Raw genomic sequence first — 24,788 nt, 5'->3', positions numbered from 1 at the left:
CGGACGTTGTGTGATGGAGTTGTCACGCAGGATGCATCTGGGGTCCCGCGCCGCGCGTGCCGGATTTAGAGTGCCTGGCGTGAGCACGGTTGTCGTGAAGCGGTCGCCGCGGCGGCCCGCGCCCGAGATCCCGAGCGGTGATCTCGTCGTGCAGGCACCGCCGCAGATCCCGCCGGTGCCGCCGTCGCGCTGGCAGCAGATGGTCCAGGTGGTGCCGATGCTCACCGGCACCCTCGCCACGGCGCTGCTGTTCGCCGGGCGGGACGGCGGGACGTATTCGTACGTGATCGGGGCAGTGTTCGGGTTCTCGACGCTGGGCATGCTCCTGACGTCGACCGGTGCCGGCGGCGGGCCGAAGAAGGCGGAGATGATCGCCGCCCGCCGCGACTACCTGCGGCACCTGGCTGCGCTGCGGCGGCAGGTCCGCGACACGGCCGCCAAGCAGCGCACCGGGCTGCACTACCGGCATCCCGATCCGGGTTCGCTGTGGTCGACGGTGGACAGCTTCCGGTTGTGGGAGCGCCGACCGACCGACGGCGACTTCGCGGTCGTGCGGGTGGCGGTCGGCCCGCAGACCCTGGCCACGCCGCTGCACCCGCCGTTGACGGGGCCGCTGGAGGAGCTGGAGCCGCTGACCGCGGGGGCGCTGCGCCGGTTCCTCGACGCCTGCTCGGTCGTGCCCGACCTGCCTGTGGCGATCTCGCTGCGCAGCTTCACCCGCGTCCACCTGAGCGCCGCGACACCCGACCCGAGCGCCGCGACGCCCGACGAGGACGCGGCGTCGGCCCTGGCACGCGCGATGCTGGCGCAGCTGGCGGTGTTCCACGCCCCCGAGGACCTGCTGATCGCGGTCTGCGCCGGACCGCGCCGCCGCGAGCGGTGGGAGTGGACGAAGTGGCTGCCGCACGCGATGCACCCGACCCGCACGGACGCGGTCGGGCCGGTCAGGCTCGTCGCGGGCTCCGCGGTCGAGCTGGAGGGCCTGCTCGACGACCTGCTCGCCAACCGGGCCCGGTTCGCGGCGGGCCGGGCCGCCGCCCAGCGGGGGGCGCCGCACCTGGTGGTCGTGCTCGACGGCGGCGACCTCACCGGCAGCGGCCACCTCGGCACCGACGGCGGCGTCGACGGAGTGACGCTGATCGACCTGGATGGCGCGCCGCCGCGGCTGCCCGACCCGGCCGTGATCGTGCTCGACCCGTCGAACCACAAGCTGACGACCACGTCCGTGCCGGCCGACGGCGACCCCGCCGGCCCGATCGGTGTCCCTGACGCGCTTGCCGTCACCGAGGCCGAGGCGCTCGCCCGCCGGCTGGCACCGCTGCGGTTGGCCGTTGCCGCCGGTGCCGACGACGACAACGCCAAACACGGCACCGGCGCCGACCTGGCGGCGCTGCTGGCGCTGGACGACCCGTGGTCGCTCGACGTGGCGAGGGCCTGGGCACCCCGCCCGCATCGCGACCGGCTGCGGGTCCCGATCGGGGTCGGCCCGCAGGGGCAGCCGGTGGAGATCGACCTGAAGGAGTCGGCGCAGGACGGGATGGGCCCGCACGGGCTGCTGATCGGCGCGACCGGATCCGGCAAGTCGGAGCTGCTGCGCACGCTGGTGCTCGGCCTGGCCGCCACGCACTCGTCCGAGACGCTCAACTTCGTGCTCATCGACTTCAAGGGCGGGGCGACGTTCGCGCGGTTGGACCGGTTGCCGCACGTCGCGGCGTTCATCACCAACCTGGAGGCGGAGCTGCCGCTGGTCGACCGCATGACCGACGCGATCAACGGCGAGGTCGTGCGGCGGCAGGAGCTGCTGCGCCGTGCCGGTGATCACGACTCGGTCCGCGACTACGAGCGGGCCCGCGCCGGCGGTGCGCCGCTCGCGCCGCTGCCGAGCCTGCTGGTGGTGTGCGACGAGTTCAGCGAGCTGCTGGAGGCGAAGCCGGACTTCATCGACCTGTTCGTGCAGATCGGGCGGGTCGGCCGGTCGCTGGGCGTGCACCTGCTGCTGGCCTCGCAGCGGCTCGAGGAGGGCCGGCTGCGTGGATTGGACACGCACCTGTCGTACCGGGTGGGGCTGCGGACGTTCTCGTCGCTGGAGTCGCGCACGGTGCTCGGCGTTCCCGACGCGTATGAACTGCCGCGCTCGCCCGGGCACGGCTACCTGAAATCCGGCACCGAGCCGCTGACCAGGTTCAAGGCGGCCTACGTGTCCGGGGCTCATCATCAGCCCGGGCGATCGGGCGCGGCGGCCGGTCTCGGTCGGCGTGTCGCGGTGTACGACACCCGCTTCGCGCCGCCCCGAGCGCTGCCGGATCCCCCACCGGACGAGCCTGCCGGGAGCCTGCTTGACATCCTCGTCGACCGGCTGGCCGGGCAGGGCGTCCCGGCGCACCAGGTGTGGCTGCCGCCGCTGAGCACGCCGGCGTCGATCGACGAGCTGCTCGGCCCGGTCGCGGTCGAGGCGGGCCGCGGGCTGAGCGTCGCCGACCCACGGCTGCGCGGGGCGTTGCAGGTGCCCGTCGCGCTCGTCGACAAGCCGCTGCTGCAGCGCCGCGACGTGCTGTGGCTCAACCTCGACGGCGCCAACGGGCACGTCGCGGTCGTCGGCGGCACGCAGAGCGGCAAGTCGCTGGCGTTGCGCACCCTGATAGCCGGGCTCGCGCTGGCCCACACGCCCGCCGAGATCCAGGTGTACTGCCTCGACTTCGGCGGTGGGCAGCTGCTCGGCCTGCGGGACCTGCCACACGTCGGCGGGGTCGCCGGACGGCTCGACCCGGCCGCGGTCCGCCGCACTGTCGGCGAGGTCGCGGCGCTGCTCAACGACCGGGAGCGGCACTTCGCCGACGCGGGCATCGACAGCATGGCCACGTATCGGCGGCGCCGCGCCACCGCCGCGACCGCCGACGCGTGGGGCGACGTGTTCCTGGTGGTCGACGGCTGGGCCACGGTCCGCGGCGAATACGACGACCTCGAAGCCACGATCACCGACATCGCCACCCGCGGCCTGTCCTACGGCATCCACGTCGCCGCGTCCGCGTCCCGCTGGATGGACTTCCGCCCGGCGCTGCGGGACCTGCTCGGCTCCCGGATCGAGCTGCGGCTCGGCGACGAGAGCGACTCCCTCGCCTCGCGCAAGGCCGCCGCGAACGTGCCGAAGGAGACGCCGGGGCGGGGCGTCACCGCCGACGGGCTGCACCTGCTGGTCGCGCTGCCGCAACTGGCCGGTGGTGACCAGGCAGACCTGGTCAAGAAGGTCGCGGCGGCGTGGAGCGGCGCCGCGGCGCCGAGGGTGCGGCTGCTGCCGGTCTCCGTGCCTCATGCGGCGGTCGCCGGCGACGCCGACCCGGCCAACCCGCTCTGCCTGCCGATCGGCATCGCCGAGACCGACCTGCGCCCGGCCCGGGTCGACTTCGGCGCGGAGCCGCACCTGCTGGTCTTCGGCGACGCCGGGTCGGGCAAGTCGACGCTGCTGCGCGGCCTGGCCACGACGATCAGCGACCGGTTCGCGCCGGAGCGGGCACGGATCGTGCTCGTCGACCACCGGCGCAGCCTGCTCGGCGCCGTGCGCACCGAGCACCTCATCGGGTACGGCACCGGCGCCCAGCAGACCGAGGACCTCATCGCCTCGGTCGCCGCGTACATGCAGCGGCGCCTGCCGGGCCCCGACGTCACCCAGGACCAGCTGCGCACCCGCGGCTGGTGGACCGGGCCGGAGTGCTTCGTGCTGGTCGACGACTACGACCTGGTGGTCACCGGGCCGGGCAACCCGCTCGACCCGCTGCTGCCCTACCTCGCGCAGGCCCGCGACATCGGCCTGCACCTGGTCGTGGCGAGGCGCAGCGGCGGCGCGTCACGGGCCCTGTTCGAGCCGGTGCTGCAGCGGCTGCGGGAGCTGTCCTCACCGGGCCTGCTGCTGTCAGGGGATCGGGAGGAGGGAGCGCTGCTCGGCAACGTCCGCCCCGGTCCGCTGCCGCCGGGGCGGGGCTGGCTGGTCACCCGCCGCGACGGCGCGCGCCTGATCCAGGTGGCGCACGTCGAGGCGGGTTGAAGCGTTACTCGATCGGTCGGGCGTTCGGGGCGACGCCCGGGTCGTGATAGGTGCCGTCCGCGATCGCGTCCTGGTAGCGCTTGCGGGAGGCGGCGATCTCGGCCTCGGCCTCGACCCGGCCCACCCACGTCGCGCCCTCGACGCTCTTGCCCGGCTCCAGGTCCTTGTAGACCTCGAAGAAGTGCTGGATCTCCAGCCGGTCGAACTCGCCCAGGTGGTGGATGTCGCGCAGGTGCTCCAGGCGCGGGTCCTCCGCAGGCACGCAGAGCACCTTGTCGTCGCCGCCCTTCTCGTCCGTCATGCGGAACATGCCGATCGCCCTGGAGCGGATCAGGCAGCCCGGGAACGTCGGGGACTGCACCAGCACGAGCGCGTCGAGCGGGTCCTCGTCCTGGCCGAGCGTGCCCTCGATGAAGCCGTAGTCGGCCGGGTACTGCGTCGAGGTGAACAGCGTCCGGTCGAGCCGGATCCGGCCGGTCGCATGGTCAACCTCGTACTTGTTGCGTTGACCTTTCGGGATTTCGACCGTTACGTCGAAGTCCATCTGATGACTCCTCACCCTCGCACCGCTGCGCCGACCATTAGTCTCCCTGACAGCACCACCGCGAAGAACGGGGAGGGTCGGTTGGCGAGGGAAAGACCACAGGTTGGCATGGTCGTCGCGGCCGTCGCGCTGGTCGTGGCGCTCGTCGCCGCGCTCGGTTCGGTGTACGCGGGACCGCAGACCATCCGGCTGCTGGGCCTCGACGGGTCGGATGAGCAGGCCAAATGGACCGCCGGTGTCACGCCGGAGCTGCCGCCCGCGGTGCTGGCCGCGATGGACGGCCAGGCGCCGCTGCCGTCGCCGGACGGGGTCAAGGCCGCCCTGACGTCGCTGCTCGCCGCGCCCGCGCTCGGCCCGCACATCACCGCCTCCGTCGTGGACGTGGCGACCGGGCAGGTCCTGTTCTCCTCCGAGCCGGACGCGGCGATGACGCCGGCCTCCACCACGAAGATCGTCACGGCCGTGGCAGCCCTCGCCGCCCGCGGACCGGCGTATCGCATCCCGACCCGCGTCGTCGCCGGCGCGCAGCCGGGCGAGGTCGTCATCGTTGCCGGCGGTGACCCGACCCTCGCCGTGTTCGCGAATCCGTACTACCCGGGTGCCGCCCGGCTCGACGACCTGGCCGCACAGGTGAAGAAGGCGCTCGGCGACACGGCACCGACGAAGGTCATCTACGACAACTCCGTGTTCACGGGGTCCGGGATCGGTCCCGGCTGGGACGCCGACGCCACCACCGCGGGCTCCGGCGCGGTGATCACCCCGCTGATGACCGAGGGCGGCCGTCCGAACGGCGGCAGGTATGCCGTTCGCTTCCCCCAGCCCGACGTGCAGGCCGCGCAGGCGTTCGCCAAGATGCTCGGGCTGCCCGCGTCCGCCGCCGTCGCGGGGACCGCGCCCGCTGGTGCCCAGGAGCTCGGCAAGGTCGAGTCGGCGCCGATGGTGCGGCTGGTGGAGTTCATGCTGCTGGAGAGCGACAACGTGCTCGCCGACATCCTCGCCCGGCAGGTCGCCCTGGCCAAGGGGCAGCCTGCGTCGTTCGAGGGCGGGGCCGCCGCCATGCGGGCCGTGCTGGAGGAGCTGAACGTGCCCGTGACCGGCTACGGGCTGGTCGACGGCAGCGGGTTCTCCCGCAACGACCGGCTGTCCCCGGCACTGCTCACCACGCTCCTGGCGATGGCCGCCCGTTCCGACCGGGCCGACCTGCACGGGATCTTCAGCGGCCTGCCGGTCGCCGGGTACTCGGGAACCCTGACCCTGCGGTTCATCAAGCCGCAGGAGGGTTCCGGCGCTGCCGGGCTGGTCCGGGCCAAGACGGGCACGCTCACCGGCGTCAACTCGCTCACCGGGATCGTGGTGGACGCCGACGGGCGGACGCTCGCGTTCGCGTTCATGGCCGATCAGACCACCGATCGTGACAAGGCCGTCGTCGCGCTCGACCGGGTCGCGGCCGCGCTCGCCGCCTGTGGCTGCCGGTAGTTGATTCGTCGCTGAGGGTCGACTCCGGGTGTTCTCAGCAGCAGGTGGTGGTCGGGCGCGGGTACGGTGGGTTCATGGCGCAGTTCGTCGATTGGGATCTGGCCGCGGCAACCGCAGCGGCGTTGGGCAAGAGCGGGCCTGCCGTGTCCTACGAGGAGGCCGCCGCCGCAGTCACCGACCTTCGGGGGCTGGCGGACGAGGCGACCGAGCACGTCAGCTCCTTCACCGGTCTGCGCACGAAGCTTCTGGCACCGCCGGTGCGGATCGTCGACCGCCGCGACTGGGCGGCGACCAACATCGAGGGCCTGCGGCAGGTGATCCAGCCGCTCGCGGAGCGGCTCGCCGGCGGCAAGCAGCCGGGGCCGGTCGCCAGCGCGATCGGGTCGCGGTTCACCGGGGTGCAGGCGGGCACCGTCCTGGCGTATCTGTCGGGCAAGGTCCTCGGGCAGTATGAGGTCTTCTCCGCCGACCCCGGCCAGCTGCTCCTGGTCGCCCCCAACATCGTCGAGGCGGAGCGCCGGCTCGGCGCCGACCCCCGCGACTTCCGGCTCTGGGTGTGCCTGCACGAGGTCACCCACCGGGTCCAGTTCACCGCGGTCCCGTGGATGCGGGGCTATTTCCTGGGTGAGGTCGGCGCGTTCGTGGACGCGTCCCAGCTCAACCAGGACCAGCTGGCCGAGCGGCTCCGCCGCGGCATCGGCGCCCTCGCCGACGTGGTCCGCGACCCCAACAGCAAGGTGTCGGTGCTCGACCTGGTGCAGACGCCCGGGCAGCGGGCCGTGCTGGACCGGCTCACCGCCCTGATGACGGTCCTGGAGGGGCACGCCGAGTTCGTCATGGACGGCGTCGGCCCCGAGGTGCTGCCGTCGGTCGAGGAGATCCGCGCCAAGTTCAACCGGCGCCGCGAGGCGGCCGCCAACCCTCTCGACCGGGTGCTGCGCAAGCTGCTCGGCGTCGACGTGAAGATGCGCCAGTATGCCGAGGGCCGCAAGTTCGTCCACGCGGTCGTGGAGCGCGTCGGCATGGACGGCTTCAACAAGATCTGGCAGTCGCCGCTGACCATCCCGCGCCTCGACGAGCTCAGCGACCCCGACGCGTGGGTCGTGCGGGTGCTCGGCGCGAGCGCGCTGAGCCGGCCCGTCGCGGTCCCGCCCATCCCGCAGGCCGCGACCGCCACGACCGTCCCGTCGCCGGCGGCGTCGCCCGCCAAGGCGGTCGTCGAGGTGCCGCCGCAGCCCGTGCCGACGCTGCCGGAGCCGGTGGAGACCGCGCCGGCGGAGGCCGGGATCGCGGAGCCCACCGAGGTGGCGGGCCTGTCGACCGAGGAGGCCACGGCGACCGCGCCGATCACCGCGGCGACCACAAGCGTGAAGTCCACGCCGTCGACGACGGCCGGGCCCGAGACGACGGCTGAGCCCGTGCCGTCGACGGCGGCCGAGCCCGTGGCGTCCACGTCCGTCGCGGCGGCGGAGACCGCGTCGGCCGAGGCTGGGATCGCGGAGCCGACCGAGGTGGCGGGGCTGTCGGCCGAGGAGGTCGAGGCGACCGCTCCGGTCACGGCGGCGACCACGACCGTCGAGCCGGCGGCGTCCACGGCGCCCGAGACGGAGCCGGCTGAGGCAGAGCCGGCCGAGGTTGAGCCGCTGGTGGCGAAGGCGGACGACAACAAGGACGACGACAGCGTTGGCAAGGGCGGCGGCGACGAGGTCGACGGCGCCGGGGAGCGGTCGGCCAAGCCCGACGCCACCGGCTGATCGCGATGGCCGCGCTCGCGCCGGCCGTGGCCGCGGTGCGTGCCGCGGTCCGGCGTGGCCTGGCCGATGTGTCGCCGGGTGACACTGTGCTGGTCGCCTGCTCCGGCGGCGCGGACTCGCTCGCGCTCGCCGTGGCGGCCAGGTTCGTCACGCAGCGCATGCGCACGCACTGCGGGTTCGTCACGGTCGACCACGGCCTGCAGGCGGGCTCGGGGAGCGGGCCGCGCGGCTCGCCGGCTGGGCGCGGGACCACGAATTCGACCCTGTGGACGTGCGGGCCGTCAAGGTCGGCGGCCACGGCGGGCCGAGGCGTCCGCCCGCAACGCGCGGTATACGGCGCTCGCCGCCGCCGCGAAGGCGCACCGGGCGGTGCTGGTCCTGCTCGGTCACACCCGCGACGACCAGGCCGAGACGGTGCTGCTGGCCCTGACCCGCGGCGCCGGGCCGCACGGCCTGGCCGGGATGCCGGCCAGGCGGGAGCGGCAGGGGGTGCTGTTCGCCCGGCCGCTGCTGGACGTGACGCGTGCCGACACCCGGGCGGCGTGCGAGGTGGCGGGGCTGACGCCGTGGGAGGACCCGCACAACACCGACCACGCGTATGCCCGCTCCCGCGTACGCCCGCTGGTCGCCGCGCTCGGGCCGGCCGTGATCGACAACCTCGCCCGGACCGCGGGACTCATCGCGGCAGACACCGCGCTGCTCGACGAGCTCGCGTCCGACGCGTTCGACAAGGCGGTCGTCGGGGTGGAGGAGCTCGACGTCGCCCAGCTGGAGCGGCTCCCGCCGCCGGTGCGCACGAGGGTGCTGCACTCCTGGGCCCGCCGGCTCGGGGTGTCCGGCGGTGCGCTGTCGCATCATCACGTCGTCGCCATGGACGCACTGGTCACCGACTGGCACGGGCAGGGGCCGGCGGCACTGCCCGGCGGCCTGCGGGTCGCCCGCCAGGGCGGCAGGCTGCGCCGCATCGCATAAGATCCACAGATGTCGAGGGACCTGCATCAGCGCCGGCCGGTGTACGCGCCCCGCGGCGTCGTGGCGACCACGCAGCCGCTCGCCGCGTCCGCCGGGCTGGCGGTGCTGCGCCGCGGCGGCAACGCCGTCGACGCCGCCATCGCGACCGCCGCCGCACTGACCGTGCTGCAACCGGGGTCGAACGACATCGGGAGCGACCTGTTCGCCCTGGTGTGGGACGGCTCACAGCTGCACGGGCTGAACGCCTCCGGTCGCTCGCCGGCGCTGCTGACCCGTGACCTGGTCGTCGAGCGCGAGCCGTCGGCGCGGGCCGCGTCCGCGCTCGGCGGTGCGCAGGCGGTCGCCGCACAGGTCATGCCGGCCCGCGGCTGGCTGCCCGTGACCGTCCCCGGAGCCCCGGCCGGCTGGCGTGACCTGCACGGACGCTTCGGCTCGCTGCCGTTCGCGGACCTGTTCGAAGACGCCGTCGCCTACGCCGAGCACGGCTACGGGGTGTCGCCGACGGTCGCGCACCACTGGGACCGCGCGGTCGAGGTGGTCCATGCGGGCCTGACCGGGGACGAGTTCACGGAGTGGAGTCGCATCTTCACGTTCGGCGGCCGTGCGCCGCGGCCCGGCGAGCGGTTCCGCAACCCGGACGCGGCCCGCACCCTGCGCTCGATCGCCGCGACGGGCGGCGAGTCGTTCTACCGGGGCGAACTCGCCGAGGCGATGGTGGCGCACGCCGAGCGGACCGGCGGGCTGCTGCGGGAGGCCGACCTGACCGGACACGCGTCGCTCTGGGTCGAGCCGCTGTCGGTGGCGTACCGCGGGCACGAGGTCTGGGAGCTGCCGCCCAACGGCCAGGGCATCGCCGCGCTGCAGGCCCTCGGGATCCTGGACGGCTTCGAGGCCGGCGGCGAGGGTGACCTGCACCGGCAGATCGAGGCGGTCAAGCTCGGATTCGCCGACGCGCACGCGTATGTGGGGGACCCTTCGCTGGTCGTACACCCGCCGCATCTTCTGGATCTTGACTATCTGGCGGAGCGCCGGGCGTGCATCGGCCGGCTCGCGACCGAGCATCCGCCCGGCGATCCGTCGCGTGGCGGGACGGTCTACCTCTGCACCGCCGACGCCGACGGGCGGATGGTCAGCCTGATCCAGTCGAACTACATGGGCTTCGGCTCGCACGTCGTGGTGCCCGGCACCGGCTTCAGCCTGCAGAACCGGGGCGCCGGCTTCGCGCTCGCCCAGGGTCACCCGAACGAGGTGGGGCCGGGGCGGCGGCCGTTCCACACCATCATCCCCGGCTTCCTGACCAGGGACGGCGCCGCGGTCGGGCCGTTCGGCGTCATGGGCGGGCACATGCAGCCACAAGGTCACGTCCAGGTGGTCCGCTCCACCGTGGACGACCTGCTGGACCCGCAGGCCGCGCTCGACAGGCCGCGCTGGTACTGGCACACGGGGCTGGACGTGCGCCTCGAGCCGGGCCTCGCCGACGCCGCCGAGGACCTGCGCAGGCGTGGTCACCAGGTGAGCATCGTCGACGAGCAGGGCGCCTTCGGCTACGGGCAGGCGATCTGGCGCACGCCGTCGGGCTATGTCGCCGGCTCCGAGCCCCGGGCGGATGGCGCGGCGCTCGGTTACTAGGTCCCCCGCTCCTGTTCCGTTCCCTGCTCCTGTTTGCTGTCCGGGCTCCTCGTTCCTGCGATGTGGGTCTCTCGGGGGTGACCCGCCGTCGATCCGGGAGGGCCGATGGGGCAGGCTAGGCCCATGGCCGACGGCACCACCTGGCACGCGTCCGACATCGACCACGTGATCATCAGCGAGGAGCAGATCCGGGACAAGACGGCGGAGCTCGCCAAGCAGGTGGCGGCCGACTACGCCGACGCCGAGTCGATCCTCCTCGTCGGTGTGCTCAAGGGCGCCGTCATGTTCATGGCGGACTTCGCCCGTGCGCTGGGCCGGGTCGGTCCACCGGTCGAGCTCGAGTTCATGGCCGTCTCCTCGTACGGTCAGGGCACGACGTCCTCCGGGGTCGTTCGCATCCTCAAGGACCTGGACCGCGACATCGCCGGTCGCCACGTGATCGTGGTCGAGGACATCGTCGACTCGGGCCTCACGCTGTCGTGGCTGCTCAAGTACCTGCAGAGCCGCTCCGCGGCCCAGGTCGACGTGGTGGCGCTGCTGCGCAAGCCCGATGCGCTGAGAGTGAACGTCCCGGTGCGCTACGTCGGCTACGACATCCCCAGCGAATTCGTCGTCGGATACGGGCTCGACTATGCCGAGAGGTACCGTGACCTGCCCTTCGTCGGGGTGCTCAAGCCGTCGGTCTACGGGCGCGGCTGACCCCGTTCTTCCTGAGAGTCTGCTGGGAGCATCTCGTCGGCGGCCCACGCCGATCCGCGACTGTCGGTGCCACGGTGTACCGTCAAATGGTCGCGAGCGTCAACCGGACCATTCTCCTCGACGCTTTCGACATCGCGTCGGCACAGTGGGTCCGACGCGGTCAGCGGTCTTACGGATGGAGGGGCCGGGCGCCGCGTGTGCCCGACGACAACATGGAACGTACCCGTTTGTTCCGCCGGCCGGTGGTCTGGATCCTCCTGGTGATCATCGGTGCGATCATCCTCAGTTCCTTCTTCACGTCCGGCCCCAGCTACACGAAGGCGGACACATCGCAGGTGCTTGCCCTGTTGCGTGAGGGCAAGGCCAAGAAGGCGGTGATTCAGGACAAGGAGCAGACGCTCAGACTTGACCTGAGGTCGAAGGAAACGATCAAGAACACCAAGACCGACAAGGTCGAGACCCAGTTCTCCGCGCAGTCCGCCGACGAGCTGCAGGATGAGCTCGCCAAGCTGCAGGCCGCCGGCAAGCTCGACCAATACAACGTCAATGTCACGCAGGACAACATATTCGTCAGCCTGTTGATCAACCTGCTGCCGATCGCGGTGCTGGTCGTGCTCCTGCTGCTGTTCATGTCGCAGATGCAGGGCGGCGGCTCGCGGGTGCTCAACTTCGGCAAGTCCAAAGCGAAGCTGATCTCCAAGGACACGCCGAAGACGACCTTCGCCGACGTGGCCGGCTCCGATGAGGCCGTCGAAGAGCTGCACGAGATCAAGGACTTCCTGCAGGCCCCGGCCAAATACCAGGCACTCGGCGCCAAGATCCCGAAGGGCGTGCTGCTCTACGGCCCGCCCGGCACGGGCAAGACGCTGCTGGCCCGTGCCGTCGCAGGCGAGGCCGGCGTGCCGTTCTACTCGATCTCCGGCTCCGACTTCGTCGAGATGTTCGTCGGTGTCGGTGCCTCCCGGGTCCGTGACCTGTTCGAGCAGGCCAAGGCCAACGCGCCCGCCATCGTCTTCGTCGATGAGATCGACGCCGTCGGCCGTCACCGCGGCGCCGGCATGGGCGGCGGGCACGACGAGCGCGAGCAGACGCTCAACCAGCTCCTCGTCGAGATGGACGGCTTCGACACCAAGGGCGGCGTGATCCTCATCGCGGCGACCAACCGGCCCGACATCCTCGACCCGGCCCTGCTGCGCCCGGGCCGCTTCGACCGGCAGATCGCCGTCGACCGCCCCGACATGGAGGGCCGCAAGGCCATCCTGCGGGTCCACGCGAAGGGCAAGCCCTTCACGCCCGACGTCGACCTCGACTCGGTCGCCCGCCGCACGCCCGGCTTCACGGGCGCGGACCTGGCCAACGTCATCAACGAGTCGGCGCTGCTGACCGCCCGCAACGAGAAGCGGGCGATCACCAACGACTACCTCGAAGAGGCGATCGACCGCGTCATCGCCGGTCCCGAGCGGCGCACCCGCATCATGAGCGACCACGAGAAGAAGGTCACCGCGTATCACGAGGGCGGCCACGCGCTGGTCGCCTGGGCACTGCCGCACTCCGCGCCGGTGCACAAGGTGACGATCCTGTCCCGCGGCCGCTCGCTGGGCCACACCCTGGTCCTGCCGACCGAGGACAAGTACACGCAGACCCGCTCCGAGATGATCGACACTCTGGCCTACGCGCTGGGTGGCCGGGCCGCCGAGGAGCTCGTCTTCCACGAGCCGACCACCGGCGCCGGCAACGACATCGAGAAGGCGACCGCGCTCGCCCGTTCGATGATCACGGAGTACGGGATGAGCGCCAAGCTCGGCGCCGTCAAGTACGGCGTGGGCGACGGCGAGCCGTTCCTCGGCCGAACGATGGGCCACGAGCGGGACTACTCGGAGAAGGTCGCGGCCGAGATCGACGGCGAGATGCGCGCCCTCATCGAGATCGCGCACGACGAGGCGTGGGAGATCCTGGTCGAATACCGCGACGTGCTCGACCAGATCGTCGAGGAGCTGTTCGAGAAGGAGACCATCTCCCAGACCGACATGGCCCGTATCTGCGCCCGCGTGGTCAAGCGCCCCCCGATGGCTCCCTACAGCGGCAACGGCCGCCGGCGGCGGGCCCTCGAGTCCGGCGCCAACGGTGCCGACGTCGGCCAGCCGGTCGGGTTGAACGGCGACGGTGACCACGTGCGGATCACCAGCGGCGGCGAAACCCCGGACGGCAAGAACTGAGCGAGATCAGCAGCACCGAGCCCGACGACAATGGCGTCGGGCTCGGTGTGTCCCAGGATCAAACCGCCGACCGTGACCTGATCGACGCGGCCGGGGTCGAGCTCGACCACGTCGCGGCCAGGCTCGTCAGCGGCAAGCTCGGCGGCGTCGAGGTCGAGCGCAACGTCGACCTGAAGCGCATCGAGGCGGCGGTCCGCGAGATCCTCCTGGCCGTCGGCGAGGATCCCGACCGCGACGGGCTGCGCAAGACGCCCGCGAGGGTCGCCCGCGCCTATGCCGAGCTCTTCGCCGGCCTGCGCGTCGACCCGGCCCAGGTCCTCTCCACGACCTTCGAGGCCGACCACGAGGAGCTCGTCCTCGTCCGCGACATCGAGGTCATGTCGATGTGCGAGCACCACCTGCTGCCGTTCCACGGCGTCGCGCACATCGGCTACATCCCCGGCCACGACGGGCGCATCACCGGCCTGTCGAAGCTGGCCCGGCTGGTCGAGGTGTATGCCCGCCGCCCGCAGGTCCAGGAGCGGCTCAACTCGCAGATCGCCGACCTGCTGATGAACGAGCTCAACCCGCGCGGCGTCATCGTGGTCATCGAGTGCACCCACATGTGCATGTCGATGCGCGGCATTCAGAAGGGCGGCTCGCGCACGATCACGTCTGCCGTCCGCGGCCTGCTCCGCGACGACGCGAAGTCACGCGCCGAGGCCATGTCCCTGATCCTGCACGGCTAGGCCTTCCGCTTCCTGTCGCTGTTCCCGCGTGCCGTTGAGGGTCAGCCCAGGAACAGGACGGCGGCGAAGACGATCATGGGGATCAGGGCGAGGAGGCTGATCGCCAAACCCATCACCGGGGTCCTCGCCGTGGGGCGCCGGGTTGTCGCGCCGATCGTCAGCCAGCCCAGGCCGAATGCGAGGGCCGGCAGCACCAGCGCGCAGGGCAGCGCCAGGAGGCTGATCTCGTCGAACCGCTCGCCCGCCAGCAGCGTCGGCACCTGAACGACCGCGGCCAGTACCGCGAACGTGAAGTAGATCGCGGCGTTGATCCAGACTCGCGTGCTGGACGCGGTGCCCGACCTGTCGGGGGCGGCGAGCGCGCCCTCAGACTGCTTCAGACCGGCCGCCGCCACGCGGAGGGCATGGGACACCCTCCCGGGCAGCGACTCGGGCGCTGGAGGGCTCAGAGGGCGCACGACACCCGTCCCGGTGGCACCGGAGGCCACGGAGGCCGGCACGCCGCTGACGGCCGCCGGCCTGACCGGGCCACCGCTGACCGGTGGCCGCGCCGGCCCGCCGCTCACCTGGGCCGGGCTCTTCGCATAGCTCTGCGCGTGACCCGGGCTCTGTGGGCGAACAGGCACGCCGCTCACCGGCGGGCGGTAGGCCGGCTGAGCGCCCGTCGGGCCGTTCAACGCACCCGTCTGGTACGGGCCCATGATCGCGCCCGTGTTGCCCGCGGTGGAGCCCATGTAGAGGTTGCCCGTCGATGGCGGCGCCGGGCTGGTGACGCTGGGCGGCGCCGGTGGTGCGCTCACCGGCGGTGTCGGTGGTGCGCTCACGGGCAGCGTCGCCGTGCGGGAACCCTGCTGCGGCCACGCCGCGGCCGGCGCCGGTGCGGCGTTCCTGCGGCGACCGGCCGGCTGGGCCGCGCCGGTCAGCACCGCCGCCGCGGTCTGCGTCTCCTGCCAGCTGGGCACGAGCTCGAACGGCCGGCCACCCGCCTCCCGGGCAACCTCCGTCAGGTACGCCTGATGGTGGGCGAGCTTCGCGCGGATCGCGGCGAGGTCGTCGCGGGCGGCCTTCAGCGCCGCCTTGTGCTCCGCGACGACCGCGATCACCTCGCGCCGCACTGCATCCAGCCGCTGCCCCGCGGAGACGTAGTTCAGCCACGCGGTGCGGCTCGGCTCACCCACCGGGGCCGGTGGCGCACTCCAAGGGCCGCTGAGCTGGGCGCAGACACGGCGTACCAGATCGGCGGGCGGATCCGGGTCGAGATACACCGGGGCGTTGAGCCGGGCCGGGGTCACCCCGGTGCCCGAGAACGTGGCTCCTGGCGGGTCACCCACCCATGCGTGCGGGTTGCGGATGGCGATCTGTGTCGCGTGCGGCAGCGGCGCCTGCGTCGTCTCCGCGGTCAACGGCGGCGGCGGCCAGCCCGCGGCGATCAGGTGCAACCGCCCGGCGGGCCCCGCGTGCGCCAGCCCCGCGATCCTGGCCAGATCCCTGCCCTCGGTGAGCTCTGGCAGCGAGGCGATCACGATCAGCAGCGTCGGCCCCGGGCTGTCGGTGCGGGCGGCGATCCACTGCTCGCCCTCGTCCAGTACCGCGCGAAGACCCTCCGCGTCACTCACCGGCGTCGGCATGATCGACTCGATACCGGTGAACCACCCGAACGTGGACCCCGAGTCGACCGCGTCGATGGCCCGGATCCGCACCGACCCCGGCGGCGACGACGCCAGCAGCCGCAGCACCAGACTGCGCAGCAGCCCCGCGACCCGGCTGTCCCTGGCGTCGGCGTCGATGGCGATGTGCCCCGCCCGCAGCAACGGCACCACGACCGGGAACCGTGCGTCATCCAGCGGATGCGCCTGCCCGACCCGCACGAACGTCGGCGGCAACGGCCCACCGAGCGGCGTGGTGGGCGCGAGCGCGTCCAGCTGTGCGCCCAGCCAGCCCGGGGCCAGCAGGTTCGCGTCGGCCCGCAGCTCCGCGGTGAGGTCGTGCTGCTCCGCGTATTGACTGGTCGGCGCCGCGCTCGGCGAGTATCCGTCGAGGACCGGCCCGGCGGCGGCGACCAGCGCAGCGGTGTGCCGATGCAGCGCAGCCGCTCGCTCGATCCGTGCCCGCAGGCGTGCCACCGTGCCCCTTTCCGATCCAGCAGATGCGGGAACGGTAACGCAGACCGCGGAAGCAGTCAGTAGGCGCACTGGGAGTCTTACGTTCCCGCAGGTGCAAGCTCTGGTCGCCACACCGCATCCACCCCTTCCGATCTTGCACGGGATGTTGCCGGTCCTTGCGATCTTGCGCTCTAGTGATCGCCTCGCCGGCGGCGCGGGAGGATGCCAGTCTTCGCGCGGACGGATAGCCTCTGATGCGTGGACCCATCGAAGCCGAACGAGCCGAGCATCGATCAGGGCAGGTCGATCCCCCGATCCCGGCCCGGCGACGGCGAGGTGCTCGAGGGCGAGGTGCTCGGCAAGGATGAGCCGCTCGGTCGGCCTGGCGCGGTTCCGCCGCGGGCGCCGGAGCCCCCTAAACGAGGCCTGGGCCTGCGCAAGACACTGCTGCTCGTGGTGGCGGTTGTGGCGGTGGGGTTGTGCCTCGGCGGTGGGATCACGGCGTACGTCCTGTACGACAAGGCAACTACCCCGGATCGCAGCACGCCTGAAGGGGTCCTTGAACAGTATTTGGACGCAAAATTCTCCTCGAGGGATAACATTCGGGCGAAGCTATTCGAATGTCCTGGGGCCAATCTGGCAGATGTCGAGACGGCGTTAACGGATGTCAAAAGCCGCGAGGCCCGTTTTTCCATCATGATCACGGTGAAGCCCGCCAGCTTCGACGTACAAGTTACGGGGAAGCGTGCTGAAGCAAAAGTCACGCTGAACGTTTTGGTTCCAGAAGCGGACGGACGAGAGACTCTGTCATTACAAGAATGGCAATTCCTGTTGGAGAACAATCGTAGCTGGTTAATTTGCAGCGCGAAGAAACTCGCCTAGCTTTCGACCCAGACCAGGTGGATCGGCAGTTCGAGGGTCTTTGGCGCCTGGCCGCTCCAAGCCCATCGGTACCAGTCCAACTCCGTACACACCCGAACGCAGATGTCGCCCTCCGCGCTGTTGTACGGCTCCGTCACCGCACGCAGATCTCGCTCATCTCTCCCGACCTTGTCATCCGGTCCGGGCAGCCTGATCACCCGCAGCCCCGTGACGCACCCCACGTCGCGGACCGGTCTCGGCGGCCGTGCCGGAGGCGCGTCCAGCGACACCAGCCGCCCCACCAGGTCCGAGCCGTCCTGCGCCGGCTTCACCGTCGAAGAGGTCCGCTCCACCCAGACCCGCTCGATCGGCACCAGCGGCGCGAAGACCTCGGTCTGTTCCGATTCCGCCCGGTACCACTCCTGCTCCGGCAGCACCGGCACGTAGGTCCGGCTCGCCTGCACCACGGCGTCATCGACGCGCAGATCGCCGCGCCAGCCGAGGCCTGGCAGTCCGACCACCGCCCGCCGCCCCCGCAAATCACGGACAGATGCGGCCGGTACCAGTTCGATGCCCGACGGAATGCGTTCGGCGTTGCCGGCGATCAGATCCCAGTCGGGAAGATCGTCGTCGCTGGGACGGTCGCTCACGGCTCGGCTCCGAGTGGTGCGCCCATCAGCTGCATGAACTGCACCGGATCGACGGCGCCGTTCTTGCTCGAGTCATTGTTGCGGTGCGTCTCGAAGTGCAGGTGAGGGCCCGAAGAATGCCCCGTCGTGCCCGACAGGCCGATTTCCTGGCCGGGTGCGACGCTTTGGCCGACGACGACACTCGGCTGTTTCACCATGTGACAGTACCGGGTGATGATGCCGTTGGCGTGCATGATGTCGACGAACCAGCCGCAGCCGCGAACCGACGGTGAACCGTCCCGGTCACAGCCCCAGAAACTCCCGTTCGGCCCGATCGCGTCGCAACGAACCTTGATGACCCGGCCCGCCGCCGCGGCGTGGATGACGGTCCCCCTCGGCACGATGAGATCGACGCCCTGATGGGTTGGGCGGGACGCGGTCCGGAACCCGGATCCCACCTTTCCCTTGACCGGTGCCGTCCATCCGGACGCGGCAATCTGCCCGGCATTGACGCATTGCAGCTCGGTCTGGTCTCCGACGGCACGCGCCGCGCCGCCGGTGAGGGAGTTGACGACCGTCGACGCCAGTTCCTCATGTTTGGCATACGCGTTGGGGTACGCACTGCGCTGCACCTTCTGTGCGGCACGGGTCAGGCTCATGCTCTGCCAGCCGGGAATCGTCACCAGCTTCTCGTAGAACTTCCGCGACGCGTACTTCGGATCCATGATCTGCTCGGGTGTGCCCCAGCCGGTGCTGGGACGTTGCTGGAACAGTCCGAGCGAGTCGTGGTCGTTGCGTTTGCCGAGGTTCGGCAGATTACGCAGCCACGATTCCTGCATCGCGGTCGCGACGGCGATGACCCAACCCCGCGGCGGCACATTCAGATCCTGCCCCACCCGTACGATGATCGCCGCGTTGCGCACCTGCTCGGGGCCGAGTCTGCGGTGGTTCGGCATCTCCGCCGACACATCGACCAGCTTGCCGTTGCCGCAGCCGGAGTCGTACGTGACGGTCTTGTTCGCAGCGTCGAGGAAGAACGACACCACGCCACCGCCGCAGCACAGCAGAATCAGCACTGCCGCAAGTGCGACCAGGAGCGCGGGACGGATTCTGCGCCGGCCGTTTTCGCTGTGCTCGTCGGCGGTGTCGAAGTCGGTCACGCCACCTCCCAGTCCAGCGAGGTGACCTGCCAGCGCCCATTCAGGGCCTCGAGCTGCAGGACGATCGTCCCGCCGTCAGCCGGTACCTTCGCGGTCGCGACCTGCCCGAAGCTCTCCAGTACCACCGGGCCGGTGATGGTGGCGGTCGGCACGTCGTTCGGGTCCGTATCGGCGAGGTCTTCCATCAGCTCACTCGACGCGTCCGGTTTCAACCCCGCCCGCCACTGCTCGCCGGTAATCCCCGCCTTGCGTATCCACGCCTTCCCGAACCGCGTGGCCACCGCATTCGCATCGGCGGCACCCTTGCTCAGTGACGGCGCCACCGACGCCTGGTCGTCCTGGAACCCGTCGTCACCGAGGGAACTGAACGGATCCGGCGACGCCGCAGTCGCCGGAGCGACGGTCGGCCCGAGCGCGTCATTGTTCGGCTGATCGCCCTCGGTGAACACGGTCCGGCCGAACCCCACCACCACGAGCACCACGACGATGAGCACCATCGCGATGCCATACCGCGTGCCGAGCAGACGCAGAACCGTACGCATGGATGCTCACCCCGGCAGGTTTGCCGACTCCGGCCGTCGAGCCGGCGACCGGTCTGGCACGGACCGCTCCGAGTCGGGCCGATAAATCGAATACGACGGCGCGGTCTCCGCGGGCGAGTCCGGCTCCTCCCATACCGGCTGCCGCCGCCGGCGCTGCGGACTGTCCTGCCGCGACGGCCGCTCCTCGGGCCTCGCGACCCGTTCGCTGGTACCGGCCGACCGTTCGCCGGCGCCCACCGACAACGGATCCTCGTCCCGCGACTCCGGCCGCTGCCGCACCGGCCCGTCCTCGCCACGCTGCCGCGGCTCATTCGTCCCGCCGGCGTCAACGACCTTCAGCGCGGCCGCCTGCCGTACATCACGCAGGAACAGCCGGTGCCAACTGCCGGCCGAGGTGATCGCCCGAGTCGAATCCTTCCCGCCGAGTTGTGTGATCCGGCGGTATGGGCGCAGCAGCAACCATCCGACGACCCCGGTCAGCCAGATCAGCAGGACCTGCAGCCATCCAGCTAGCGAAGCGGTACCAAGGATCACGGTTACTGCGAGCAGGTAGATCGCAGAACCTGTTCCGAAGATGACGATATTGAATACTGCGGCGATCACGGCGTTGCCAAGTCGTCGCAATCCGGCGTTGGCGGGGCGGAGAAGACCGACGGTTCCAAGGATTGGAGCCGCGATAACTGCCCAGCGAAAAATTAGAAATCCAAGAAGCACAAGTACGGAAGCTGTTATGTCGAATAAGGCAAAGAACAGTGCTGACAGGATTGCAAGGAATCCGGCACCGATGCGATCCATGCCCTTGCTGCCCTGCAGGTGTTCGTATGCTTCGGGATCCTCTACCTTAATCTGTTCGGCAATCTGCATCCAGCGCTTGTTTTTCAGATCCGTCAGAACCTTGCGTTCGTTGGACTCGATTGGAGGTCCAGGACGCTTGAGCCGGATCCGTTCCTCTTCGTCTTGCCGTGCCCGGGTCTCCGCTGCGCGGATTCTGTTGATCTCGTCCCAGGTAAACGACTTAGCATCGTACAGTGCAGGACCATACTTCTGGGCGGTGACGCTGTCGGCTGATCCGAGCGTTCCGCGAAGCCAATTACTGTACAGCAGCCCGTCCACTACAGTGTCGCTCGCTCGGACGGCGGGAGCGCGTGTGTCTATGCATGCTTTAGGTTCTGGGTTGCGGCACTGCTCGGCGGAGATGCTCTCATCAGGCGGGCCGACGGCATCATGTATCACACCCAAGCTGCCAATTAGAGTCCTGTCGGCAAGGCTGGCTGAAAGCTTTGGCCATGCTGCGATCCCGGTGATGAGAACCATGACGAAAATCGCCCAACCCGCCGTGGTGACGGCGGCCGACAAATCCGCCTGACGTGAACGCCAAAGAAGGTATAGTCCGACGACCGCGAGTGTCACTGCGCCGAAGGCGGTGAATACCTTTTCGTATACCGCCTTGGTGGCGGTATCAACAAGCGGGTCTGCCCATCCCCACATGGTCGACGGATCCCAGGCCCGCTCGCGGAGTGCGTTCGATGCGCCGATTATCGACGTGGCGATCAAGAATTCGCCGTTGGCGATTGTGCTTTCAAACTCGGCACTGGGATTGGTGACTACCGATGCGCATTTCAGGTCATACGTAGTGAAATCGTAGCCAGCGTATCCGTATTCGCCGTAACGGTAGGCGAAGCGCAGACCAGTGCCGGATTCGGGTCTGCTCGCGAACCATCCGGCCATGCCGGAGTCCGGTGCGCTCGGTGTTGGTGCATCCAAGCAGCTTACCCGAGACTGAATATCAACCTGAAGTCGATCTGCGCAGTTCTGGAAGTTACCCGGAACGCGCCACTCTTGGATTGAGCACAACGGATCCCCGGGCGCCTGTACCGGCGCTGGGGTCGCCGCTGCTGGGCCTACCGGGCCGCCGAACAGCGTTGCCACCGCGGCGACGATGACCACGGCTGCATACACGGGCAGGCGTCTCACCTGTCGACCTCCGGGTCGTCGTCGTGGATGTCCACGACCTCGCCGCCGACAGCGCCGTCGACGTGTACACCCCCCGGTGTCGTGTCCAGGTAGCGCAGGAGGTCCCGGACATAGGAGACGTCGACGCGGACCTTCTGCACCCTGCCGTCGACGTCGCGCATCACGAACTCGCGGAAGCCCAGCCGCGAGGACGAGGACGTGTCGACCTGGGAGAGGGCCGCCAGGGTCTGCTCGTAGCCGACGTCGGTCGGGACCCGCAGCAAGCGCAACGCCTCGGCCGCGATCTCGGAGTCCTCGGCGATGCGGCCGACGAAGACGGTGGAGACGAGGTTCTGCACGTCCAGGCCGAGGATGTCCTTCGGGTTCTGGGAGGCGACCAGCGCCGCGAGGTTCCACTTTCGGGAGTCGCGGGCGAGCCGGACCAGGAAGGAGCGGCCGGAGCGCCAGCCTTCCATGAAGTGGGCCTCGTCCAGGCCGACGAGCTTGCGCTGGGTCATGTCGCCGCCGTAGCAGCGGCGGACGGCGAGCCGGTGGGCGGTGTGCAGCATCGGCAGGGCGAGGGACTCCTCCGCGGACCAGTACTCGCGCTCGATCTTGAGGTCGGGGAGGCGGAGGCCGGCCATGGTGATGACGGTGAGGGTGGCGTCGGCGCCGAGGAGGCCGGGTGGCGGGGTGCCGAAGAAGAGCATGGCGAGGGGCATCTCGGCGGTGTCCAGGAGCAGGTTGCCCAGCTCCAGGGCGTCGTGGTCGCCGGTGTCGCGCAGCGAGCGGATGACGTCCTCGAGGGTCGAGGACTCCTCGGCCGGCACCTGGCGCACGGCGTGGCGCAGCATCGTGGCGGTGGAGGCCTCGCGGGCGACCTGCGGCGGGACCAGCATCATGCAGATGTCCTGCACGAGCATCCGGCGCTCGGCTCGGGCATTGGAGATCGCGATCTCGAACTCGCGGTCGCCGGCGGAGCCGGGGACGTAGTGGCCGCGTTGCGGGGTCGGGATCAGTGAGTACGGGGCGAGCGTGCCCTGCTCGGAGCCGGTCAGGTTGAGCACCCGGGAGTACGGCGCCAGCTCCGGCATCGCGCACAGCCTGGCCAAAGGCCCGGAGGGGTCGAGCAGCGTCACCTGCACGCCACGGCGCGCGTTCAGGTAGCCCAGCGCGCCCATGAGGGTGGACTTGCCGCCGCCGGGCTCGGCGACGAAGACAGCCAGGCCGGAGCGCTCGCGGACCTCCATGGGGAAGTGCAGGTCGAGGAAGACGGGCCGGCGGGAGGTGCCGGCGGTGCGGCCGATGAGGTCGCCGCGGCGGTCGCCGACGGTGGAGGCGGCCTGCGGCAGGGCGGCGGCGAAGAGCTTCACCGGCATGCGGCGCAGGTAACCGGTGTTGGCGAGGGGCTCGCCGGGGATGAACTCGCGGGCCAGCCAGTCCTGCTGCTTCGGGTGCTGCAGGGCGACCCGCATCTCCCGGGAGTACATCTGGGTGACCCGGCGGGCCCGCTCCAGGCACTCCTCCCGGGTGCGGCCGCCGACCGCGATGCGGTGCCAGCCGTGCGCACGCGAGGAGTCAACGGGCAGGCCGGTGCTGATCTCGTCGCCGATGGTGAGGGCGCGCTTCGCGAGCCGCTCCAGCTCCGGCGGGGCGTCGATGCCGTGCTCGCTGTAGTCGGCCTGCTGGGAGCGGATCAGCCGGAGCCGGTGCTCGAGATTGCGGAAGGAGTCGTTGGGGCCGAGGATGTCGATCCGCGACGAGAGCTCCATCGGCCACGGCAGCCGCTCGTGGAAGTGCAGCCACGGCTCGTGCCGCTCGGGGATCTCCAGGGGCTCCATCCGCCCGACGGTGAGGACCGCGACGTGCCGCTCCTCGCCGCTGACCCGGTTGACCAGCTTGACCGTGGAGCCGTAGGGCGTGCGATACCGCTCGACCTGCTCGGTCAGGGCGAGCAGGTCGCCGCGGTCCCAGCCGCCGTCGAGGCTGGTGATCTGCCCGGGCGGCGACATGCACAGCGCGACGGAGCGGTAGAGCAGCCATTCCAGCTCGAACGCGGTGACCCGCCGGCCGCGCATGCCGAACGCGCCGAGGACCTCGTCGAACTGCTCGACGGTGCGGGCCATCCGGCGGCGCTCGGCGTCGGCGACGCCGCGGCGGAACAGGGAGCCGATGCGCTCGGCGAAGGTGTCGCCGAGGGTGCGCCGGGCGAAGGAGATGCCGAGGTAGGTCTGGCCCTCGGCGTGGTTGATCGCCAGGAGGTGCTTCTGCGCGGCGACCAGGTGATCCGCCCACGACGGGCCGGCACCGGCCGACGGCAGCGGAAACGGCGTGTTGTTGTCCACGACGCGGGCCCACTGGTCGGCCGGGAACGGCTTGGTGGTGCGGCGCAGGTGCAGCCGGAAGCCGGCGAGCCCGGCGTACTGCTCCGAGATCGCCGACAGCAGCGCCTCGCGCTCGGCGTCGGGGCGGAACGCCCAGCGGACCTCGGGCAGCCAGTACCACGCCGTGACGGTGTTGGGCGTGAACGTCAGGTGCCCGGCGATCTCGGTGATCGCCAGGTCGATGGACGCCTGGCGGTCCTTGTGCCGCGGCTTCGGGGTGCGGTCCAGCGGGGTCCGCTTGCCGGGCTTCGTCGTCGGCGGGTTCCTGACCGGCCGCTGCGACGGTCCGGGAGCGTCCTGCGGGTTGCGGCGCGCCGGAGGCACGATCTCCCGGCCCGGCACCACCTTGCCATTCGATTTCGCCGGTGTACGACTGGCGCTTCCGCCCGACGGCCGGCTGGGCAGCCGTGAGGAACGGTCCGGCTGCCGCTGTGCGGGCTGCCGCTCGCCGCGCTGCCGCTCGACCTGCCCGCGCTCGGGCTGCCCACGATCGACCTGCCTGCGCTCAGACTGGCCGCGCTCAGACTGGCCGCGCTCGACCTGGCCACGGTCGCCCGGCCGCCGCTCGGCGACGCCCGGCCGCCCGAGCAGGCGGGGGTGCTCGCCGCTCCAGTCGAGGATCTCGGGATAGCCGGGGTGCTCGCCGCTGCGCTCCAGGCGGTCCGCGCCCGAGGGCAGCGCGGGGGGAGCGGCCTCGATCGGCTGCCGCTCGACGGGCGGGCGGTCCAGCTGCCGCCGCTCGTAGCCGGCGGCCGGCAGCGCCTCGGTGCGCGGAACCACCCGTTTGGGGGCGCGCAGGTCCTCCGGGGCCCGTCCCGCGCCGGACGACGGCGCCGCCGACACCGGGATGCCCGAGATCGGCCGGTTGCTACCGGGCTCCAGGGCCTTCACCCGATCGCGGGGGCGCCCGCCGGGCGGGTCGTCGAACAGGCCGAGGAACGGCGAGTCGACGTCGGCCGCGGGCGGCGCGCTCGCCGGGCGGTCGGCCGCCGGGCCGCGCGCCGGTCCACGGAACATCGCCACGCGACCGCCCTCGGCGGCGGCCCTCAGTCCGCCATCGTAGTCGGACGTGTGCGCAGCGTCGTCATCCATGTCCGGCT

The 24,788-nt window shown here is 71.0% G+C and carries 14 protein-coding genes and 2 pseudogenes; 9 read left to right on the top strand and 7 right to left on the bottom strand.

Annotated features, from left to right (window positions below):
* The first annotated feature begins 79 nt into the window (after positions 1 to 79).
* Positions 80 to 4,039, top strand: a complete 3,960-nt coding sequence (eccCa, locus tag OHA72_RS04985) for a type VII secretion protein EccCa (RefSeq protein ID WP_327006667.1) — start codon at positions 80 to 82, stop codon at positions 4,037 to 4,039.
* Positions 4,040 to 4,043: 4 nt separating this feature from the next.
* Here the strand turns inward: eccCa and OHA72_RS04980 are convergent, their stop codons facing one another.
* Positions 4,044 to 4,583 carry an inorganic diphosphatase gene (locus OHA72_RS04980; RefSeq protein ID WP_327006666.1) on the bottom strand — a complete coding sequence of 180 codons (540 nt, stop codon included), beginning with the start codon at positions 4,581 to 4,583 and terminating at the stop codon, positions 4,044 to 4,046.
* Between the two features lie 108 nt (positions 4,584 to 4,691).
* Between OHA72_RS04980 and dacB the strand changes: the two genes are divergently transcribed.
* The 7 genes and pseudogenes from dacB (at position 4,692) to folE (ending at position 14,057) form a co-directional block, all read left to right on the top strand.
* On the top strand, positions 4,692 to 6,059 hold the full coding sequence (gene dacB / locus OHA72_RS04975) for a D-alanyl-D-alanine carboxypeptidase/D-alanyl-D-alanine endopeptidase (RefSeq protein ID WP_327006665.1): 1,368 nt from the start codon (positions 4,692 to 4,694) through the stop codon (positions 6,057 to 6,059).
* Between the two features lie 74 nt (positions 6,060 to 6,133).
* A pseudogene (locus OHA72_RS04970) lies at positions 6,134 to 7,177 on the top strand (zinc-dependent metalloprotease); the annotation flags it as partial.
* A gap of 641 nt (positions 7,178 to 7,818) precedes the next feature.
* A pseudogene (tilS, locus tag OHA72_RS04965) lies at positions 7,819 to 8,785 on the top strand (tRNA lysidine(34) synthetase TilS).
* 9 nt (positions 8,786 to 8,794) lie between these two features.
* Positions 8,795 to 10,414 (top strand): gamma-glutamyltransferase family protein, encoded by a 1,620-nt coding sequence (locus tag OHA72_RS04960; protein WP_327006664.1) that lies wholly within the window; start codon positions 8,795 to 8,797, stop codon positions 10,412 to 10,414.
* A gap of 123 nt (positions 10,415 to 10,537) precedes the next feature.
* Positions 10,538 to 11,113, top strand: coding sequence for a hypoxanthine phosphoribosyltransferase (gene hpt, locus OHA72_RS04955; RefSeq protein WP_327006663.1), 576 nt, complete (start codon positions 10,538 to 10,540; stop codon positions 11,111 to 11,113).
* A gap of 212 nt (positions 11,114 to 11,325) precedes the next feature.
* Positions 11,326 to 13,329 carry an ATP-dependent zinc metalloprotease FtsH gene (gene ftsH / locus OHA72_RS04950; protein WP_327006662.1) on the top strand — a complete coding sequence of 668 codons (2,004 nt, stop codon included), beginning with the start codon at positions 11,326 to 11,328 and terminating at the stop codon, positions 13,327 to 13,329.
* Between the two features lie 77 nt (positions 13,330 to 13,406).
* On the top strand, positions 13,407 to 14,057 hold the full coding sequence (folE, locus tag OHA72_RS04945) for a GTP cyclohydrolase I FolE (protein WP_327011467.1): 651 nt from the start codon (positions 13,407 to 13,409) through the stop codon (positions 14,055 to 14,057).
* A 41-nt stretch (positions 14,058 to 14,098) separates the two neighbouring features.
* Here folE and OHA72_RS04940 read toward each other — a convergent pair whose 3' ends face one another.
* On the bottom strand, positions 14,099 to 16,180 hold the full coding sequence (locus OHA72_RS04940; protein WP_327006661.1) for a hypothetical protein: 2,082 nt from the start codon (positions 16,178 to 16,180) through the stop codon (positions 14,099 to 14,101).
* Positions 16,181 to 16,417: 237 nt separating this feature from the next.
* Here OHA72_RS04940 and OHA72_RS04935 point away from each other — a divergent pair, with 237 nt between their 5' ends.
* Positions 16,418 to 17,041: a hypothetical protein gene (locus OHA72_RS04935; RefSeq protein ID WP_327006660.1), complete on the top strand. Its 624-nt coding sequence runs from the start codon at positions 16,418 to 16,420 to the stop codon at positions 17,039 to 17,041.
* Here the strand turns inward: OHA72_RS04935 and OHA72_RS04930 are convergent.
* The 5 genes from OHA72_RS04930 to OHA72_RS04910 are packed head-to-tail and all read right to left on the bottom strand — an operon-like array spanning position 17,038 to position 24,780.
* Positions 17,038 to 17,670: a hypothetical protein gene (locus tag OHA72_RS04930; protein ID WP_442788518.1), complete on the bottom strand. Its 633-nt coding sequence runs from the start codon at positions 17,668 to 17,670 to the stop codon at positions 17,038 to 17,040. The genes OHA72_RS04935 and OHA72_RS04930 overlap by 4 nt on opposite strands.
* Complete coding sequence (locus OHA72_RS04925; RefSeq protein WP_327006659.1) at positions 17,667 to 18,809, bottom strand: M23 family metallopeptidase; 1,143 nt, start codon at positions 18,807 to 18,809, stop codon at positions 17,667 to 17,669. The genes OHA72_RS04930 and OHA72_RS04925 overlap by 4 nt, the downstream gene beginning before the upstream one ends.
* Positions 18,806 to 19,351: a hypothetical protein gene (locus tag OHA72_RS04920; RefSeq protein ID WP_327006658.1), complete on the bottom strand. Its 546-nt coding sequence runs from the start codon at positions 19,349 to 19,351 to the stop codon at positions 18,806 to 18,808. Before OHA72_RS04920 ends, OHA72_RS04925 begins: the two co-directional genes overlap by 4 nt.
* Before the next feature lie 6 nt (positions 19,352 to 19,357).
* Positions 19,358 to 21,325 (bottom strand): MFS transporter, encoded by a 1,968-nt coding sequence (locus OHA72_RS04915; RefSeq protein WP_442788517.1) that lies wholly within the window; start codon positions 21,323 to 21,325, stop codon positions 19,358 to 19,360.
* Positions 21,322 to 24,780 (bottom strand): ATP-binding protein, encoded by a 3,459-nt coding sequence (locus OHA72_RS04910; RefSeq protein ID WP_327006657.1) that lies wholly within the window; start codon positions 24,778 to 24,780, stop codon positions 21,322 to 21,324. The genes OHA72_RS04915 and OHA72_RS04910 overlap by 4 nt, the downstream gene beginning before the upstream one ends.
* Between the last annotated feature and the right edge of the window lie 8 nt (positions 24,781 to 24,788).

The sequence above is a fragment of the Dactylosporangium sp. NBC_01737 genome (assembly GCF_035963215.1).
GTDB lineage: Bacteria > Actinomycetota > Actinomycetes > Mycobacteriales > Micromonosporaceae > Dactylosporangium.
This window is presented reverse-complemented; position numbering and strand designations above follow the sequence as displayed.

Excerpts from the sequence above, each read along its gene's own strand:
- ftsH (WP_327006662.1), top strand. The coding sequence starts at position 11,326 with ATGGAACGTACCCGTTTGTTCCGCCGGCCGGTGGTCTGGATCCTCCTG.
- OHA72_RS04980 (WP_327006666.1), bottom strand. The coding sequence starts at position 4,583 with ATGGACTTCGACGTAACGGTCGAAATCCCGAAAGGTCAACGCAACAAG.
- hpt (WP_327006663.1), top strand. The coding sequence starts at position 10,538 with ATGGCCGACGGCACCACCTGGCACGCGTCCGACATCGACCACGTGATC.
- OHA72_RS04920 (WP_327006658.1), bottom strand. The coding sequence starts at position 19,351 with ATGCGTACGGTTCTGCGTCTGCTCGGCACGCGGTATGGCATCGCGATG.
- OHA72_RS04960 (WP_327006664.1), top strand. The coding sequence starts at position 8,795 with ATGTCGAGGGACCTGCATCAGCGCCGGCCGGTGTACGCGCCCCGCGGC.
- dacB (WP_327006665.1), top strand. The coding sequence starts at position 4,692 with ATGGTCGTCGCGGCCGTCGCGCTGGTCGTGGCGCTCGTCGCCGCGCTC.
- OHA72_RS04910 (WP_327006657.1), bottom strand. The coding sequence starts at position 24,780 with ATGGATGACGACGCTGCGCACACGTCCGACTACGATGGCGGACTGAGG.